The organism is Pseudomonas sp. B13(2017) (genome assembly GCF_002113245.1).
Taxonomy (GTDB): domain Bacteria; phylum Pseudomonadota; class Gammaproteobacteria; order Pseudomonadales; family Pseudomonadaceae; genus Aquipseudomonas; species Aquipseudomonas putida_Z.
The window spans coordinates 169598-183869 of sequence record NZ_NEJX01000012.1; the positions used below are offsets into that span (position 1 = coordinate 169598).

Below are 14272 nucleotides of genomic sequence, written 5' to 3' on the forward strand. Positions count from 1 at the left end.
GTCTTTTTCACAAAATATTGATGGCACGCTTTCTAGAGTTCAGCCAAGTTTCCCCGGTGCCGCGAAGGCCCTCGGGCTGATAATCACTCTTGATTGCGAACACTGATGCTCAACTTCAAATCCCTGCGGACTGAATGGGTCACGCTGCTGGCCAGCCTTTACCTGCTGATCGGCTTCAATGTCTTCCTCTGGCAGCATCTTGAACAGGTCGTGCCGCCCGGTTTGCCGGGGCTTTGGCTGAGCCTGGCGTTTGCCGTGCTGATGCTGTTCGCGTTCAACCTGATCCTCACGTTGTTCGCCTTCCGTTATGTATTGAAGCCAATACTTATCGTGTTGTTCATGAGTGGCGCGGGCGTGGCTTACTTCATGAACCAGTACGGCGTACTTATTGACGCGGGCATGTTCCGCAATATCGCGGAAACCAACGTGGCGGAAGTGCGTGACCTGCTTTCGTTGAAGTTTGCCTTGTATATCCTGGGCCTCGGTGTAGTGCCTTCGGTGCTGTTGTGGAAGGCGCCGATCGCCTATCGCGCCTGGCACCGTGAACTGCTCGGCAAGCTGGTGGTTGGCGGTGCCTGCGTGGTGGCCCTGGGCTCGGTGGCACTGGTCAACTACCAGGGCCTGTCGTCGCTGTTTCGCAACCACCACGAACTGCGCCTGATGCTCACCCCCAGCAATATCGTGGGTGCCTCCATCGGTTATGTCAGCGAGCGCGTCGGTACCGCATCACGGCCCTTCCAGCATTATGGCGAAGATGCCAAGCGTGATGCCGCCTGGCAAAAGCACGAACGCAAGTCGCTGACCGTGCTGGTGGTGGGCGAAAGTGCGCGGGCAGACCACTTCGGCGTGCTTGGCTACAACCGCGATACCACACCGAACCTTGCCAGGGAACAGGGCCTGCTGGCGTTCTCCGATGTGCACTCCTGCGGCACGGAAACCGCCGTTTCGGTGCCGTGCATGTTCTCCGGCATGAAGCGCAAGGACTACGATGCCCGCGTGGCGAAGAACCGCGAAGGGTTGCTGGACATCCTCCAGCGTACCGGCCTGGCGGTGCAGTGGCGTGACAACCAGTCGGGCTGCAAGGGCACCTGCGACCGCGTGCAGTTCATCGATGTCAGCAAACTCAAGGACCCGCAGTTCTGCGCTGATGGTGAATGCCATGACCAGATCCTGCTGCAGGGCCTGGGTGAGCTGATCGACAACCTCGACAAGGACACCGTGCTGGTGCTGCACCAGATGGGCAGCCACGGGCCTGAATACTTCAAGCGCTACCCCGGCGCCGACCAGCGCTTTGCCCCGGTGTGCCAGAGCAACGCGCTGGACCAGTGCAGCGAGCAGGAAATCGTCAACGGCTACGACAACACCCTGGCCTATACCGACAAGGTGCTGGCCTCGCTGATCGACACCCTGCGCAGCAAGCAGGACAAGGTCGACACGGCGATGATCTACCTGTCCGACCATGGCGAGTCGCTGGGTGAGTACAACCTGTTCCTGCACGGCACGCCTTACGCCATCGCCCCCGAGCAGCAGAAGCACGTGCCGCTGCTGACCTGGTTCTCCGACAGCTACAAGGAGGACTTCGGCGTCGACACCGACTGCCTGGCCAAGCTCAGCGATGCACCGCTGTCGCAGGACAACCTGTTCCACTCGATGCTCGGCCTGTTGCAGGTACACACCGAGGTCTACCAGCAGTCGCTGGACATGTTCGCCAGCTGCCGGCCGTGGCTGGCAGCCAAGCGCTGAGGCGACGCGCATTCAAAAACCGCTAGCTTGCGCGCTCTTTGTGGGAGCGGGCATGCCCGCGAAGCAGGCGACGCGGTGGATGGCACGGGCTTCGCCCGTGTTCGCGGGCATGCCCGCTCCCACAGGGATCGCGAAGCTTGCGAATTTTGCGCACGAGAGTTGCTGCTGCCTGAACACGCACAACAGCACCGCTGATCGATATCAAGGATGGCCCGGGTTTCACCAGCAGTGCCCGCGCCGTATATACTGCGCGCCAATGTTAGTGGGAGAGCCTCGTGGCCATCGAAATACACTGGATCCGTGACGACCAGAGCCTGGCCGAACACTGCCGCGACTGGCATCAGCTGCCCTTTGTCGCCGTCGACACCGAATTCATGCGGGTCGACACCTTCTACCCGAAAGCCGGGCTGATCCAGATCGGCGATGGCCAGCGTGCCTTCCTGATCGACCCGTTGCTGATCGGCAACTGGCAACCCCTGGCCGAACTGCTGGATGACAGCGGCGTGGTCAAGGTGCTGCACGCCTGCAGCGAAGACCTCGAAGTGCTGCTGCGCCTGACCGGCAAGCTGCCACAGCCGCTGTTCGACACCCAACTGGCCGCCGGCTACCTGAACCTGGGCTTCTCCATGGGCTATTCGCGCCTGGTGCAGGAAGTGCTGGGGATCGACCTGCCCAAGGGCGAAACCCGTTCCGACTGGCTGCAACGCCCGCTCTCGGAAACCCAGGTCAGCTATGCCGCCGAGGATGCCGTGCACCTGGCCGAGCTGTTCACCGTGTTGCGCCCGCGCCTGAGTGACGACAAGTACGCCTGGGTGCTGGAGGACGGCGCCGAGCTGGTGGCCGCATTGCGCCGCGAAGTCGAGCCCGAAAGCCTGTACCGCGACGTCAAGCTGGCCTGGAAGCTGGCCCCCCAGCAACTGGCAGTGCTGCGTGAGCTGTGCGCCTGGCGCGAGCGTGAAGCGCGCAACCGCGACGTGCCGCGCAACCGCATTCTCAAGGAGCACTCGCTGTGGCCCATGGCCAAGAGCCAGCCGAACAACCTGTCGGCGCTGGCCAAGATCGACGAGATGCATCCACGCACCATTCGTCAGGACGGTGAGTTCCTCATCCAGCTGATCAAGCGTGCCGCCAGCTTGCCAGCCGAGCAATGGCCACAGGCCTTGCCCGAGCCTTTGCCGATCGAGGCCAGCGGCATCCTCAAGCAGCTGCGTGCCATCGGCCAGGCCGAAGGTGAGCGCCTGGGCATTGCCCCCGAGCTGATGCTGCGCAAGAAAGCCCTGGAAGCGCTGCTCAAGAGCGGCTACCCCAATGGCCCCTATCAATTGCCCGATTCGCTGCGCGGCTGGCGCCGTGAGCGCATGGGCCAGGCCCTGCTGGACAGCCTGGCAGGCGCCGGAGAGACCCGATGAAACGCATTTGCTCTATCTACAAGAGCCCCCGCAAGAACGAAATGTACCTGTACGTGCTCAAGGCCGACGGCCTGGAGCGCGTGCCCGAAGGCCTGCTGCCGTTCTTCGGCACCCCCGTGCACGCCTTCGACCTGGTGCTTACCCCCGAGCGCAAGCTGGCCCGCGAGGATATCGCCAAGGTGCTGGAAAACCTCGACAACCAGGGTTACCACCTGCAGATGCCGCCGCCGGAAGACGACTACATCGAGCACCTGCCCGAAGAGTTGCTGCGCCGTAACGACCCTGCCTGATCATGCGAGTACTGATTGCTGAGCATGATCATGCTCGATACGCCGAGATTTTGCGTGCAGCCGCGCCTGAGCTGGAGATCCTGACCAGCGGCGACTCCGCCGAACTGGCCGGCCAGGCGCCACAGTGCCCGGTGTGGCTGGGCCAGCCGGACCTGCTGGCAAGCCTGCTGCGCCAGGGCCACAAGCCGGTCTGGATGCAGTCCACCTGGGCCGGTATCACCCCGCTGCTGGCCGAGGGCCTGCCGCGCGATTATCGCCTGACCCGCGCCGTGGGCATCTTTGGCCAGGTGATGGCCGAGTACATGCTTACCTACATGCTCGGCCATGAGCGCGAGGTGCTGTCGCGCCTGGTCAGCCAGGTCGAGCGGCGTTGGGACGACCGCCCGGGGCGTACCCTGGAAGGGCGCAAGGTGCTGATCGTCGGCACTGGCGACATTGGCCAGCGGGTGGCCGAGTTCCTGCAGGCGTTTGGCGTGGTGCTGTATGGCGTTGCCAGCAGCGCCCGCGAGCAGGCGCCGTTCGTCGAGGTAGCGGCGTTGGCCGACCTGCCGCGCATGGTTGGCCAGGTCGACTACGTGCTCAACCTGCTGCCGGATACCCCGGCCACCCACGACCTGTATGACGCGGCACTGTTCAAGTGCTTCCAGCCCACGGCGCTGTTCATCAATGCCGGGCGTGGGGCGGCGGTGGTCGACGCTGACCTGGTCGAGGCGCTGAAGGAAGGGCACCTGGCGGGGGCGGTGATCGATGTCTGCCGGCAGGAGCCGTTGCCCAGGCAACACCCGTTCTGGACGGCGTGGGGCTTGCTGCTGACCGGGCACAGTTCGGCGCCCACCTCGCCGGCGGCGATGGTGCGGTTGTTTGTCGAGAATGTGCGGGCGTATGTGGCGGGGCAGGGGTTGCGAGGTGAAGTGGACTTCGCCCGAGGCTATTGATTTTGTAGTGCCTGTGCTGGCCTTTTCGCGGGCTTGCCCGCTCCCACAGGTATTGCGCCGCCCTCGAAGGGTGTGTTGTACCTGTGGGAGCGGGCGAGCCCGCGAAAAGGCCGGCACAGCCAATGCAAGGCTTACAGGCTGAAATCACCCTCGGCAGCCAGCTCGCTCAGTGGCTTGCGCGGGCTTGGTACTTCACGCGCCTGCAGGGCTTCGTTCAGGCTGGCCTTGTCGCCCAGCTTGCCGATCGCCACCATGGCATGCAGCACGTAGCCTTCAGGAACCTTCAACTCCTGACGCGCCAGTTCCTGGTCGAAACCGGCCATGCCATGGGTATGCCAGCCGCTGATGCTGGCTTGCAGGGCCAGGTGCCCCCAGGCGGAGCCGGTGTCGAAGGTGTGCCACAGCGCCGGTCTTTCTTCCGTGGCGCCCGGGGCGGCGTAGGTGGTCTTGGAAATCACCAGCACCAGCGCCGAAGCCTGTTGCGCCCAGCTGCGGTTGGCCGGCACCAGCAGGTTCAGGTAACGCTCCCAGTTCGGCGTGTCACGGCGGGCATAGAGGAAGCGCCAAGGTTGCGAGTTGTTCGCCGACGGCGCCCAGCGTGCAGCTTCGAGGAAGCTCAACAGGGTTTCTTCGCTGATCGGCTCGGCGGTGAAGGCACGTGGCGACCAGCGGTTGATGAATTGCTCGTTGATGGCGTAATCGGCAATGCGGGGGGTGGCGCTCATGGCGGCTCCTGCAAAAGGACGGGAAACGCGCACGCTACTGCGTCGCGTCGCGACTGACAAGCGGTCTGGCTTTGCCGAAGGCCAGGCTCTAGACTGGCGCCGCCGCGCGCCGTGGCCCCAAGATGAATGCAGGAAACCCGTGTCATGATCGCTGAAAACGCGCCGTTCTGGCGGCGCAAGACCCTCGAACAACTCAGCCCGCAAGAGTGGGAGTCGCTGTGCGACGGCTGCGGCCTGTGCTGCCTGCAAAAGCTCGAGGACGAGGACGACAACAGCGTCTATTACACGCGCATCGCCTGCAAACTGCTGGATCTGCACACCTGCCAGTGCAGCGATTACCCCAACCGCTTCGCCCAGGTACCTGACTGCATCCAGCTCACCCCGGGCAAGGCCGACCAGTTCAAGTGGCTGCCGAGCACCTGCGGCTACCGCCTTGTCAGCGAGGGCAAGGACCTGCCGGCCTGGCACCACCTGGTCTGCGGCGATCGCCAGCAGGTCCATGAACAGCGCATTTCCCAGTCGGGGCGCATGCTCAGTGAACACGATGTGCACGAAGACGACTGGGAAGACCACCTGATCTTCCGCGCCAGCTGACCGGCGCGGCCCGCTGCCACGGGGAAACAAGGAGTTTCTGTATGCGTTGCCAGCTGTTGTTGCTGTTTGGCCTGATGGCCAGTTCGCCGGCCTGGGGGAAAAAGGTCGACCTCGACTACCAGGTGCGCCTGTTGCCGGCCAGTGGCCAGGCGGAGGTCCGCCTCACCTTGGCCGAAGGCAGTGCCGTGCGCAGCCTGGACTTCGACCTGGGCAAGGCCGGGGCCTACAGCGGCTTCCAGGCTGATGGCCAATGGCAACTGCAGGGCCAGCGCGGCGTGTGGCAACCGGCGGCCGGCAAGACCAGCCTCAGCTACCGCGTGCAGCTGGACCAGAAACGCGGCAGCGGCGCCTATTCGTCGCGCATCACCCCGCATTGGGCGCTGTTCCTCGGCGACCAGCTGGTACCGCCTGCGCGCCTCGACCAGCAGGATGGCACCGAGCTGGTGGCGCGGCTGGCGTTCGACCTGCCCGAAGGCTGGAAGAGCATCGAGACTTCCTGGCCGCGCATCGGCAAGGACAAGTTCCGCATCGACAACGTTTCGCGCCTGTTCGACCGCCCCACCGGCTGGATGCTCGCCGGCGACTTGGGTAGCCGCCGCGCCCGCCTGGGCGAAACCGAGGTCACCGTGGCCGCACCGGTGGGGCAGGGTATGCGGCGCATGGACAACCTGACCATGCTGACATTTGTCTGGCCGCAATTGCAGGCGGTGTTCCCGCGCAACCCGCCGAAGCTGCTGTTGGTCGGTGCCCGCGACGGCATGTGGCGCGGGGCGATGGCCGCGCAGGGCTCGTTGTACCTGCACAGTGCCCGGCCTATGGTCAGCGAGAACGGCAGCAGCCCGTTGCTGCGCGAAGTGGTGCAACTGTTTGCGCAGATCCATGGGCGTGACGGCAGTGACTGGCTGGTGGAAAGCCTGACCGACTACTACGCCAGCGAGTTGCTGCGCCGCTCGGGCGGGGTGAGTGACGACCGTTACCAGGCTTGGCAGGCGCGCCTGAGCAAGCAGGGTGCCAAGGTCACCCGGCTCAAGAGCGAGCATGCCACCCCGGCGCAAGTTGCGCGGGGGGTGATGTTGCTGCAGGCACTGGACAAGGAAATCCGCATCCACACCCAGGCCAAACGCTCGCTGGACGATGTGGCACGCGGGCTGATGCGCCTGCCCAGCGTCAGCACCGAAGACTTCATACAGATCAGCGAGAACGTGCTGGGGCGGCGCTCCGAGGTGTTGCAGAGCAAGGCGTTGCGCTGAGCACCTCTTTCGCCCGTACCGGCCTCTTCGCGGGTGAACCCGCTCCCACAGGTTTCTCGTTGCCCTGTAGGAGCAGCCTTGTGCTGCGAAGAGGCAATTACAGCCACAGACCCTCTTTGATCATACTGGCCCTTTCGCAGCACAAGGCTGCTCCTACAGGTAATGTACTGCCCTCAAGACGGCGCCGTCCCTGTGGGAGCGGGTTCACCCGCGAAGAGGCCGGCACAGGCAGTGCAAAACTCAACTGCCAGCCAACGGATCCTTCCCGGTCACCGTCACCCCCTGCGTCGCCGCATCGGCACTGGCCCGCAACGCCTCCAGCTCCGCCGCACTGCGCTCGATGTCCGCACGCAACCGCTGGTATTCCTGGCGATGCCGCTGCCACCAGGCCTTGGTCGAACAATGCCCGCTGACCCCGCGGGCCACCGCCAAACCTCCCACCACCATCTGCAGCAAGCCGACCAGGCCGCCATGGCGCATCCCCTTGCTGAACATCAGCGCCCCCCCGGCCAGCGAACTGACCCGTTCCAGCCCATGAACATTGTGCTGCGACGATGCCGTCGCGGAATGGATATCGAGCATGGCAAGGCCCTCCTTGTGAAATGTAAGCAGCTGACCTGCAGGCCGTCGCCGGCGTTCATTTGGGTCGCCGGGCGGCAACCCCATGTCGTATCCAGGACTCTGTCATGAGCCTTTTTGAGGTTTCAGTGTCCGTTATGGTCAAGTCCTTGGCGGTTGCAGGCAACTTGACCGCCCCCCCGCTGGCGTACCGTGACCGGGCGCGAAGCTCATCCACGCTGGGTTTCGATCCAGGAGCTTCACGTCCCCCACAAAGAAAACAAAAGCAGGGATCAGGATGACAATGACAAGCGCGAGTGGCGCCAGCAATCAGCTGGCGCAAGGCTTCAAGCAACGCCATGTGACCATGCTCTCCATCGCCGGGGTGATCGGTGCCGGGTTGTTCATCGGCTCCGGGCACGCCATTGCGGCGGCCGGCCCTTCAGCCATCGTCGCCTACGCACTGGCCGGCGCGCTGGTGGTGCTGGTGATGCGCATGCTCGGGGAAATGGCCGTCGCCAGCCCCGATACCGGCTCGTTCTCCACCTACGCAGACCGCGCCATCGGCCGCTGGGCCGGCTTTACCATCGGCTGGCTGTACTGGTGGTTCTGGGTGCTGGTGATTCCCATCGAAGCCATTGCCGCCGGCGTGGTGCTCAACAACTGGTTCCCGCACATCGATGCCTGGTTCTTCGCCCTGAGCATGACCGTGCTGCTGACCGCCACCAACCTGTTCAGCGTGGCCAAGTACGGCGAGTTCGAGTTCTGGTTCGCCATGCTCAAGGTCATCGCCATCGTCGCCTTCATCGCCCTGGGCGCCGCAGCCCTGGCCGGCGTATTGCCGGGTCGTGAAGTCAGTGGCCTGCCACTTCTGCTGGCGCAGCAGGGCGGCTTCATGCCCAATGGCTGGACCGCGATCATCGGCGCCTTGCTGACCACCATGTTCAGCTACCTGGGCACCGAAGCGGTCACCATCGCCGCCTCCGAATCGAAAGACCCGGCGCGCAACATCGCCAAGGCCACCCGTTCGGTGATCTGGCGCATCAGCGTGTTCTACCTGCTGTCGATCTTCGTGATCATCTCGGTGGTAGCGTGGAACGACCCGCTGCTGCCGGTACAGGGTTCGTACCAGCGGGCGCTGGAAATCATGAACATTCCTTACGCCAAGCAGCTGGTGGACATCGTGGTACTGGTGGCGGTGGCCAGTTGCCTGAACTCGTCGATCTACATTTCGTCGCGGATGCTCTACTCGCTGAGCAAGCGCGGTGATGCGCCAGGCTTCATCCAGCGCACCTCGAAGGTGGGCGTACCACGTGCGGCGGTGATTGGCAGCACGCTGATCGGCATGCTGGCGACCATCGTCAACTACTTTGCCCCGGCCGAGGTGTTTGCCTTCCTGCTGGCCAGTTCCGGGTCGATCGCGTTGCTGGTGTACCTGGCGATTGCCTTCTCGCAACTGCGCATGCGCGCCATCCTGCAGCGGCAGAATGTCGAGATTGCCTTCCGCATGTGGCTATACCCATGGCTGACCTATGCGGTGATTGGTTTCATCATCTTTGCCCTCGGCACCATGTTCGTCATGCCCAAGCACCGCATGGAGGTATCGCTGACCCTGGCGCTGGCCCTGGTGATCCTGGTGCTGGGGGTGATTACCAGCAAGCGGCATGCGCGGCGGGAGGCCTTGGCAACCGCGTGAAGGGATTTGTGTGAATGGAAGAGAGCCACCTGCCTGCAGGTGGCTTTTTTGTTTGTGCCGGCCCTTTCGCGGGCTCGCCCGCTCCCACAGGTAAAGCGCAGGTCTTGAAGGCTGTGCCCTACCTGTGGGAGCGGGCGAGCCCGCGAAAGGGCCGGCAGATTTCTACCTGTCTGTCTTGTCTGGCGAATTTTTTGTCCGGTTTGGCAATGCAGCCCCAAGGGTGTTTAATCTCACCCCTGAACCCGCTGGACCCCCTGAAAACAAAGGCCCAGACAGATTTCACCGTTCATCGAAAATGCTGTAGACATATTGTCTAACAGTGCCCTATAGTCGTTATACAAATAGTAGACACAGCTCTATGACAACAAAGAAGGCCGCCATGAAAGCCATCGTCCAACCACTCAGTGCAGAAGTGCCGCAGGACCGCAAGGCCGTCCTTGCCGAAGCGCTGCGCCGCCGGATCCTCAGCATGGAACTGGCCCCGGGCGCGGTGGTGGACGAACTGGCCCTGTGCGACGAGTTCGGCCTGTCGCGCCCGCCAGTGCGTGAGCTGCTGCGCCAGATCGCCGCCGAAGGCTACATCGAACTGGAAGCCAACCGCGCGCCACGTGTCGCTGCCATGAACCACGAGTCGCTGCACAGCTTCTTCGTCGCCGCCCCGCTGATCTACGTCGCCACCACCCAGCTGGCCGCCACCTATGCCAGCGCCGCCGAGATCGAAGTGCTCAAAGGTATCCAGGCCATGTTCCGCCAGGCCATCGAAGAGCGCGACGTGGAAAACCGTGTGCTCTACAACGACGCCTTCCACCTGGAAATCGGCAAGATGGCGCACAACGACTACCTGCTGCCAAGCCTGCGTCGCCTGCTGATCGACCACACCCGGCTGGGCAAGATTTTCTACCGCCACCCGACCACCGATGACATGCAGCACGACCTCGAGATCGCCTGCGAGCAGCACGAGCAGATGATCCAGGCCATCGAACGCCGCGACCCGCAAGCTGCCGGCCAGCTGGTGCGCGAGCACTTCGAGCTGTCGCGCCGGCGCATGGCCGAGTACGCCGCGCCGCAAGGGCTGGATGTACCGATTCAGATATGAGTTACCAAGGTCAGGCAACTGGCGCTGACCACCCGTCGACAACAAGAACCAGGTTAGTGACATGACAAGAATTAGTTCGTTACCTGCCGATGATGCCACCTGTGGCTGGTATCACCTGAGCAAGCCCCGCACGCCAAGGCCGGCCCACAGTGGCCACAGCCAGGCGCGCTGGGTGGTGGTCGGCGCCGGTTTCACCGGCCTGGCTGCGGCACGGCAGCTGGCAACGAACTTCCCGGACGACGAGATCGTGCTGATCGAGGCCCAGGAGGTCGGCTTTGGCACCTCCGGGCGCAACGCCGGCTTTGCCATCGACCTGCCGCACGACATCGGCGCCGAGGACTACATCGGCGACATCGACATCGCCAAGACCATCCTCAAGCTCAACCTGGGTGGCCAGTCCTACCTCAAGGAGCTGATCGAGCGCTACGACATCGAGTGCCAGTTCCGCCACTGCGGCAAGTACCAGGCGGCCGTCGAAGACCGCGGCATCGCCGTGCTGGATGCCTACCGCCGCGGCCTGGACAAGCTCGGCCAGCCCTATGAAGTGATCGAAGGCCGCGACCTGCCCGAGCACATCGGCACGCATTTCTACCGCAAGGGCCTGTTCACCCCCGGCACCGCCTTGCTGCAGCCGTCGGCGCTGGTCAAAGGCCTGGCCGACAGCCTGCCGTCCAACGTTTCGCTGTATGAACGCACGCCCATCACCGAGGTCGACTACGGCGACAAGGTAGTGCTGCGTCATGCCAACGGTTCGATCACCGCCGACAAGCTGGTGCTCACCACCAACGCCTTCGGCATGAGCTTCGGCTTCCTCAAGGGCCGCATGCTGCCGGTGTTCACCTACGGCAGCATCACCCGCCCGCTGACCGAGGAAGAGCAGGCGCGGCTGGGCGGCAAACCGTACTGGGGCGTGATCCCGGCCGACCCGTTCGGCACCACCATGCGCCGCACCGTCGACAACCGCCTGCTGATCCGCAACAGCTTCAGCTACAACCCCGACGGGCGCAGCAACCGCAAATACCTGGACCGCTTCGTCCAGCGCCACCGCGAATCGTTCGCCCGACGTTTCCCGATGTTGCCCGGGGTGAACTTCGAATACACCTGGGGCGGTGCACTGGCACTGTCGCGCAACCACATGGGGTTCTTTGGCAAGTTGGCGCCCAATGTTGTCGGCGCACTGTGCTGCAACGGCCTGGGTGTTACCCGTGGCACTGTCACCGGCAAGTTGCTGGCCGACTGGCTGGCCGGCGACAAGAACGAACTGATCGAGTTCTTGCTCAATGCTCCCGGGCCTTGTGCAAACCCGCCGCAGCCCCTGGTTTCCCTGGGCTTGAACGCCAACCTGATGTGGGGGCAGTTCCGCGCTGGCAAAGAAAGCTGACCGCTGACGGCGTTGCAACTTTGAACACTTGATGCCGGTGGCGATTTAGCCGGCACGGGCACCCTTTGCCCGAAATTGATGATTGGCCAACAGGCCGGTCACCCGGGGCTGAACGCTGTTTTCAGTTTCGCGGGCACGCTCGCCTTGAATTTGTACATGTAACAGAAGTGGCAGGAACAACAATGACAAGTCCAAATGTTTCGATTGAAGATGTACCGATCAACAACTTTCACCAGTTGCTGACCCTGCGTTCCGGTGGCGGCTCGTTCGTCGATGGCTATGTATTGAGCATCATCGGCGTTGCCATGGTGCAGATGTCGGCAGGCCTCAACCTGACCAGTTTCTGGCAGGGCATGATCGCCGCTTCGGCGCTGATCGGCATTTTCTTCGGTGGCTTCTTCGGCGGCTGGTTGACCGACCGGTTCGGCCGCAAGCGCGTGTTCTTCGTCGGCCCGACCCTGTTCATCCTGGCCTCGATCGCGCAGTTCTGGGTGGAATCGGCGATGGTCCTGTTCCTGCTGCGCTTCGCCATCGGCATCGCGGTGGGCATCGAATACCCGGTGGCCACCTCGCTGCTGGTGGAGTTCCTGCCCAAGAAGAACCGTGGCCCACGCCTGGCCACCCTGACCGTGCTGTGGTTCGCCGGTGCCGCCTGTGCCTACATGGTCGGTGAAGCGATCCTGCGCCACGGTGGCGACGATGCCTGGCGCCTGGTGCTGGCCAGTGCCTCGGTGATCGGCGCGCTGCTGTTCGCGATCCGTATAGGCACCCCCGAATCGCCGCGCTGGCTGATCAGCAAAGGCCGTTCGGCCGAAGCCGAGCAGGTGATCAAGCGCGTCTACGGCAGAGATTTCTCGCTGAAGAACCTGCCGGAAGAGCCCAAGACCCGCAAGCTGTCGTTCCTCAGCCTGCTGCACTCCGGCTACGGCAAGCGCATGCTGTTCGTCACCATGTTCTGGACCTGCTCGGTGATCCCGGTGTTCGCCGTCTACGCCTTCGCTCCGAAAGTGTTGGGTGCACTGAACCTGAAAGGGGACTGGGCCGCCATCGGGTCGGTCGCCATCACCTGCCTGTTCGTGGTCGGTTGCATAATCGGCACCCGCCTGCTGAACACCATCGGCCGCCGCACCACGCTGCTGCACAGCTTCTTCTGGTCGGGGCTGGCGTTGCTGGGCCTGGGCGCTTTCAGCAACGGCAACGAGATGCTGATCCTCGCCCTGTTCGGCGCCTACGCCTTGTTTATCGGTGGCGCCCAGGTGTTGCAGCTGGTGTACCCCAACGAACTGTTCCCTACCGAAATCCGTGCCGGTGCCGTTGGCGTGGGCACCTCGATGTCGCGGGTCGGTGCTGCGGTCGGCACTTGGCTGGTGCCCATCGCCCTCGATAGCTATGGCATCGGCGCCACCATGTATGCCGCCGCCGCGGTGACCTTCGTCGGCCTGGCGTTCTCCGTTGCCCTGGCCCCGGAAACCCGCTCGCTGAACCTGCAACAAGCGGCTTCGCTGAGCTGAATTCATGACGACCCGCCGCAGCGTCGATCCGCTGCGGCCTTTACAACACTGAGCAACGCACTGGAGAACCTACCGTGAAATTCGAAGGCATCTACACCCCGGCAATCACTCCGCTGGCTGCGGACGGCTCGATCGACAAGGCGGCGTTCGCCGAGGTCCTCGAATACCTGGTCGAGTCGAAAGTCCACGGCGTCATCATTGGTGGCTCCACCGGCGAGTACTACGCCCACACCACCCAGGAGCGCATCGACCTGGCCGCCCAGGCCAAGGACGTGCTGGCCGGCCGCCTGCCACTGATCGTCGGCACCGGTGGCATCCGCACCGAAGACGCCGTGGCTTTCGCCCAGCACGCCAAGGAAATCAAGGCCGACGCACTGCTGGTGGGCACCCCGCCGTACGCACTGCCGACCCAGCAGGAAATCGCCCTGCATGTCAAAGCCGTCGACGCCGCCGCCGGCCTGCCGATCATGCTCTACAACTACCCGGGCCGCATGAGCGTGAGCATGGGCGAAGAGTTCTTCGACGCCGTGGCCGACGTGAAGAACATCGTCGCCATCAAGGAAAGCTCCGGTGACATGGGCCAATTGCACCGCCTGGCTATCCAGCGCCCGAACATCCAGCTGTCGTGCGGCTGGGACGACCAGGCCCTGGAGTTCTTTGCCTGGGGTGCCAAGAGCTGGGTCTGCGCCGGCTCCAACTTCATCCCGCGCGAGCACGTGGCCCTGTACGAGGCCTGTGTGATCGAGAAGGACTTCGACAAAGGCCGCAAGATCATGGGCGCCATGATGCCGCTGATGGACTTCCTCGAAGGCGGCAAGTTCGTCCAGTCGATCAAGTACGGCTGCGCCCTCAATGGCCTGAGCACCGGTGGCGTACGCAAGCCGCTGTATGACCTGGATGCCGCCGAGAAGCAGGAACTGCAGCGCGTGGTCACTGAACTCAAGCGCAACATCGCACAGATCACCGGAGGTGCCTGAAAATGGCCGATTTGCTGAGCAAGCAACAATACGCGGCCCTCGCCGCCGAACTGCAACTGCGTACCCAGGCGTTCATCGACGGTGAGTTCCGCGATGCCATCTCGGGC

Annotated in this window: 14 protein-coding genes; 12 read left to right on the forward strand and 2 right to left on the reverse strand. The window is 63.6% G+C overall.

Annotation, left to right across the window (positions count from 1 at the left end):
• Positions 1-105: 105 nt before the first annotated feature.
• From CAG44_RS17025 to CAG44_RS17040, 4 genes are all read left to right on the forward strand, one after another.
• Positions 106-1743, forward strand: coding sequence for a phosphoethanolamine transferase (locus CAG44_RS17025; RefSeq protein WP_085692570.1), 1638 nt, complete (start codon positions 106-108; stop codon positions 1741-1743).
• A 275-nt stretch (positions 1744-2018) separates the two neighbouring features.
• Positions 2019-3152: a ribonuclease D gene (rnd, locus tag CAG44_RS17030; protein WP_075046034.1), complete on the forward strand. Its 1134-nt coding sequence runs from the start codon at positions 2019-2021 to the stop codon at positions 3150-3152.
• Positions 3149-3442: a YcgL domain-containing protein gene (locus CAG44_RS17035; RefSeq protein ID WP_015271354.1), complete on the forward strand. Its 294-nt coding sequence runs from the start codon at positions 3149-3151 to the stop codon at positions 3440-3442. Before rnd ends, CAG44_RS17035 begins: the two co-directional genes overlap by 4 nt.
• Positions 3443-3444: 2 nt before the next feature.
• On the forward strand, positions 3445-4377 hold the full coding sequence (locus tag CAG44_RS17040) for a D-2-hydroxyacid dehydrogenase (protein WP_085665277.1): 933 nt from the start codon (positions 3445-3447) through the stop codon (positions 4375-4377).
• Positions 4378-4508: 131 nt separating this feature from the next.
• On the opposite strand, the gene CAG44_RS17045 is transcribed toward CAG44_RS17040, so the two are convergent.
• Positions 4509-5102 (reverse strand): nitroreductase family protein, encoded by a 594-nt coding sequence (locus CAG44_RS17045; RefSeq protein ID WP_025340223.1) that lies wholly within the window; start codon positions 5100-5102, stop codon positions 4509-4511.
• 144 nt (positions 5103-5246) lie between these two features.
• Here CAG44_RS17045 and CAG44_RS17050 point away from each other — a divergent pair, with 144 nt between their 5' ends.
• Positions 5247-5696: a YcgN family cysteine cluster protein gene (locus tag CAG44_RS17050; RefSeq protein ID WP_025340222.1), complete on the forward strand. Its 450-nt coding sequence runs from the start codon at positions 5247-5249 to the stop codon at positions 5694-5696.
• A gap of 41 nt (positions 5697-5737) precedes the next feature.
• The gene (locus CAG44_RS17055; RefSeq protein ID WP_085692571.1) at positions 5738-6946 is read left to right on the forward strand and encodes a hypothetical protein; all 1209 of its coding nucleotides are present in this window, start codon (positions 5738-5740) and stop codon (positions 6944-6946) included.
• Positions 6947-7186: 240 nt separating this feature from the next.
• Here the strand turns inward: CAG44_RS17055 and CAG44_RS17060 are convergent, their stop codons facing one another.
• Positions 7187-7528, reverse strand: coding sequence for a DUF2892 domain-containing protein (locus CAG44_RS17060; RefSeq protein WP_075046031.1), 342 nt, complete (start codon positions 7526-7528; stop codon positions 7187-7189).
• A 274-nt stretch (positions 7529-7802) separates the two neighbouring features.
• On the opposite strand from CAG44_RS17060, the gene gabP reads away from it, so the two are divergent.
• The 6 genes from gabP to CAG44_RS29160 form a co-directional block, all read left to right on the forward strand.
• Entirely contained in the window at positions 7803-9200 is a 1398-nt protein-coding gene (gene gabP / locus CAG44_RS17065; protein ID WP_085692572.1) for a GABA permease, read from the forward strand.
• 379 nt (positions 9201-9579) lie between these two features.
• Complete coding sequence (locus tag CAG44_RS17070; protein ID WP_085692573.1) at positions 9580-10296, forward strand: GntR family transcriptional regulator; 717 nt, start codon at positions 9580-9582, stop codon at positions 10294-10296.
• Positions 10297-10357: 61 nt separating this feature from the next.
• Positions 10358-11677, forward strand: a complete 1320-nt coding sequence (locus CAG44_RS17075; protein ID WP_025340217.1) for an FAD-binding oxidoreductase — start codon at positions 10358-10360, stop codon at positions 11675-11677.
• A gap of 182 nt (positions 11678-11859) precedes the next feature.
• Positions 11860-13188, forward strand: coding sequence for an MFS transporter (locus CAG44_RS17080; protein ID WP_025340216.1), 1329 nt, complete (start codon positions 11860-11862; stop codon positions 13186-13188).
• A 74-nt stretch (positions 13189-13262) separates the two neighbouring features.
• Complete coding sequence (locus tag CAG44_RS17085; protein ID WP_085692574.1) at positions 13263-14165, forward strand: dihydrodipicolinate synthase family protein; 903 nt, start codon at positions 13263-13265, stop codon at positions 14163-14165.
• Positions 14166-14167: 2 nt separating this feature from the next.
• A partial coding sequence (locus CAG44_RS29160; RefSeq protein WP_256575267.1) for a hypothetical protein occupies positions 14168-14272 on the forward strand: 105 nt, incomplete at its 3' end.

Excerpts from the sequence above, each read along its gene's own strand:
- CAG44_RS17050 (WP_025340222.1), top strand. The coding sequence starts at position 5,247 with ATGATCGCTGAAAACGCGCCGTTCTGGCGGCGCAAGACCCTCGAACAA.
- CAG44_RS17025 (WP_085692570.1), top strand. The coding sequence starts at position 106 with ATGCTCAACTTCAAATCCCTGCGGACTGAATGGGTCACGCTGCTGGCC.
- CAG44_RS17045 (WP_025340223.1), bottom strand. The coding sequence starts at position 5,102 with ATGAGCGCCACCCCCCGCATTGCCGATTACGCCATCAACGAGCAATTC.
- CAG44_RS17035 (WP_015271354.1), top strand. The coding sequence starts at position 3,149 with ATGAAACGCATTTGCTCTATCTACAAGAGCCCCCGCAAGAACGAAATG.
- CAG44_RS17055 (WP_085692571.1), top strand. The coding sequence starts at position 5,738 with ATGCGTTGCCAGCTGTTGTTGCTGTTTGGCCTGATGGCCAGTTCGCCG.
- CAG44_RS17075 (WP_025340217.1), top strand. The coding sequence starts at position 10,358 with ATGACAAGAATTAGTTCGTTACCTGCCGATGATGCCACCTGTGGCTGG.
- CAG44_RS17060 (WP_075046031.1), bottom strand. The coding sequence starts at position 7,528 with ATGCTCGATATCCATTCCGCGACGGCATCGTCGCAGCACAATGTTCAT.
- CAG44_RS17080 (WP_025340216.1), top strand. The coding sequence starts at position 11,860 with ATGACAAGTCCAAATGTTTCGATTGAAGATGTACCGATCAACAACTTT.
- CAG44_RS17070 (WP_085692573.1), top strand. The coding sequence starts at position 9,580 with ATGAAAGCCATCGTCCAACCACTCAGTGCAGAAGTGCCGCAGGACCGC.
- CAG44_RS17040 (WP_085665277.1), top strand. The coding sequence starts at position 3,445 with ATGCGAGTACTGATTGCTGAGCATGATCATGCTCGATACGCCGAGATT.
- gabP (WP_085692572.1), top strand. The coding sequence starts at position 7,803 with ATGACAATGACAAGCGCGAGTGGCGCCAGCAATCAGCTGGCGCAAGGC.